The following is a 1,209-nucleotide window of genomic DNA, read 5'->3' as shown; positions in this document are numbered from 1 at the left end:
CCAACTATTCCGTTGATTGGTCCTGCAACATCATTTACTGCTTTGATTGGTGCTGCAACTACTGTTACCGTTACTGTCGCTGTTGAACAGTTGTCGGCATTTAATACTTCGCAGATCGTATAATCTACTGTGTATTCTCCTGCTTTTGTGTTCTCTGCTACCGTTACGGTTCCGTCTGTGTTTACTGTTAATGGTCCGTTTGGAGTAGAAGTGATTTTTACATCTGATGGAGTTACTTTAACACCATTCAATAAATCATTATCCAATACATTGATTCCTGCATCTCCGCCAACTATTCCGTTGATTGGTCCTGCAACATCATTTACTGCTTTGATTGGTGCTGCATTTACCGTTACCGTTACTGTCGCTGTTGAACAGTTGTCTGCATTTAATACTTCGCAGATCGTATAATCTACTGTGTATTCTCCTGCTTTTGTGTTCTCTGCTACCGTTACGGTTCCGTCTGTGTTTACCGTTAATGGTCCGTTTGGAGTAGAAGTGATTTTTACTTCTGAGGCTACTACTTTAACGCCATTCAATAAATCATTATCCAATACATTGATTCCTGCATCTCCTCCAACTATTCCGTTGATTGGTCCTGCAACATCATTTACTGCTTTGATTGGTGCTGCAACTACTGTTACCGTTACTGTCGCTGTTGAACAGTTGTCGGCATTTAATACTTCGCAGATTGTATAATCTACTGTGTATTCTCCTGCTTTTGTGTTTTCTGCTACCGTTACGGTTCCGTCTGTGTTTACCGTTAATGGTCCGTTTGGAGTAGAAGTGATTTTTACATCTGATGGAGTTACTTTAACGCCATTCAATAAATCATTATCCAATACATTGATTCCTGCATCTCCGCCAACTATTCCGTTGATTGGTCCTGCAACATCATTTACTGCTTTGATTGGTGCTGCAACTACTGTTACCGTTACTGTCGCTGTTGAACAGTTGTCTGCATTTAATACTTCGCAGATCGTATAGTCTACTGTGTATTCTCCTGCTTTTGTGTTTTCTGCTACAGTTACGGTTCCGTCTGTGTTTACTGTTAATGGTCCGTTTGGAGTAGAAGTGATTTTTACTTCTGAGGCTACTACTTTAACGCCATTCAATAAATCATTATCCAATACATTGATTCCTGCATCTCCTCCAACTATTCCGTTGATTGGTCCTGCAACATCATTTACTGCTTTGATTGGTGCTGCA

Annotated in this window: 1 pseudogene; it reads right to left on the bottom strand. The window is 40.4% G+C overall.

The annotated features are described in order from the left end of the window. Positions 1–1,209 (bottom strand): annotated as a pseudogene (locus BLV91_RS17090) (gliding motility-associated C-terminal domain-containing protein); the annotation flags it as partial.

Origin of the sequence: Flavobacterium degerlachei, from assembly GCF_900106645.1 — a bacterium.
In the GTDB taxonomy this organism is placed as follows: domain Bacteria; phylum Bacteroidota; class Bacteroidia; order Flavobacteriales; family Flavobacteriaceae; genus Flavobacterium; species Flavobacterium degerlachei.
Note: the sequence above shows the minus strand (reverse complement) of the source record. Positions and strands in the feature narration are given on the sequence as shown.